Below are 1,577 nucleotides of genomic sequence, written 5' to 3'. Positions count from 1 at the left end.
ATCAGAGACATGGGAAGGAAACATTGTAAAAAAACAGCATGTTACCTGACAACGCCTTAATGCGACAGAACCATAAAGTTACTGGGGATATCATTTTGCCGGCTTCTGAAGGCCTGCCTGTAAATCCATCAGCCGGTCCGCAATGCGGGTCAGCCCTGTGTCAACGTAGTCACGCTGCATGGGAGTGATATTTTCATCGGCGTTCAGCACTTTCCTGAAGTCCCCCACGCACTCCTGCCATAATCTGAACGATTGTCCCAGTCGGGTAACCTGTTCATCAAATACCGACAGGGCATGACCCTGATAAGCGAGGTAGCCCCGCTCCAGCGTGGCGGCCGTGGTCAGTATTTGTTCCATCGTGTGTTTATTTGCTGCGGAGAATTTGGGTTGATCGTCATAGGGTCGGGAGGGTTTCTGGCTTTCCTGTTCGAACGCGGTTTCCATGATGAGCGCGTAACGGTAAAACTCAGGATACTCCTGGGTTAATGTCATCAGCTCTTTGTCCGTCGTGCCGGTCCAAATCTGATGCAGCTCCGGCGTATAGCCCATCATACGGTTAATGACCTGATGCGGTTCCGTGACGCCCTGCGCGTCCAGCTGCTGCATGTGCTGATCCATTTTTGCCGCCATTCGGCGAAAGTCAGTCATTTTCATCGGTGTTTCCTTTTACCTGTTTAGCAGGGAGCCATGTTACGCGGGCTCCAGCGCTACCGTGTGGTGTTCGGGTGTGCTGACGATGAGCCTGGCGTGAAGCCCATATTCTGCCATGACCTTAATAAAGGCGGCGGCGTCACCGACAATCCGAAACTGTACAGTATGCAGATGACTTCCGTCCTGCTTGAAGGCGGCATTCAGCGCCGCTTTTTCTACATAGAAGCCGTTGTCTCTTGCGGGCGCTGGCGTCACGCCGGATTTCCACTCCCGGTTATCCATCACGTAATTATCCCAGCCCTGGTCTTTCAGCGTCTCCGTGGCGTAGGTCAGCCGGAATAAATCCGACTGGGCGGCCAGGTCCCCGCTGCAGGATCGCCAAAGATAATCTAGATGCTGATGAAGTTTGCCCGCAGCCCCGTGTTTACGGCCGCGATCGAGGAGCCATTGAAGATCAATGGCGACGCTCCTGGGGAAGCGTTTCTGCTTTTGAGCCGTTGCCAGCCAGCGGATAAGAAACAGGTTTTCGGCATACGGCGTCCCGGCCTCGCCGTCCTGACGGGCCAAACCCAACGCCGCCAGTGCGCAAAACGCCAGATGGCTGAGCGCAGAACTGGTATTTTCCGGTATATCGGATCCGGTCTTGTCTGACAATGTCTACTCTGCCCTTTGAAACGGTAAGTTAATGATTAATTTGTGTGAGGTCGTCGGCGGTCAGACCGGTCATTTTCATTACTGAATCGCGATCGATACCGTTTTGCAGCATGGTGCGGGCAACTTCAAGTTTGCCTTCGAGTTTACCTTCGAGTTTGCCTTCAAGTTTGCCTTCAAGTTTACCTTCATGGCGCCCTTTTTCTATACCGCGTTGTTCACCAAGCTGGATACCCTTCTCGATGCCCTTTTGTTCAAGCTGTTGTGCAATAGTC

2 protein-coding genes and 1 pseudogene are annotated in these 1,577 nt (G+C 53.0%); all 3 read right to left on the bottom strand.

Annotation, left to right across the window (positions count from 1 at the left end; translation table 11 throughout):
- Nucleotides 1-90: 90 nt before the first annotated feature.
- Entirely contained in the window at nucleotides 91-654 is a 564-nt protein-coding gene (locus J8X26_RS26205; RefSeq protein WP_244370878.1) for a transposase, read from the bottom strand.
- Nucleotides 655-690: 36 nt separating this feature from the next.
- Nucleotides 691-1,305: a DUF2913 family protein gene (locus J8X26_RS26200; RefSeq protein WP_208952464.1), complete on the bottom strand. Its 615-nt coding sequence runs from the start codon at nucleotides 1,303-1,305 to the stop codon at nucleotides 691-693.
- Between the two features lie 28 nt (nucleotides 1,306-1,333).
- Nucleotides 1,334-1,577, bottom strand: a pseudogene (locus J8X26_RS26195) (ISNCY family transposase); the annotation flags it as partial.

It is taken from the genome of Rahnella sp. ChDrAdgB13, assembly GCF_017655185.1.
Classification (GTDB): domain Bacteria; phylum Pseudomonadota; class Gammaproteobacteria; order Enterobacterales; family Enterobacteriaceae; genus Rahnella; species Rahnella contaminans.
The sequence above is the reverse complement of the archived record's forward strand: the minus strand, read 5'-3'. Positions and strand labels throughout refer to the sequence as shown.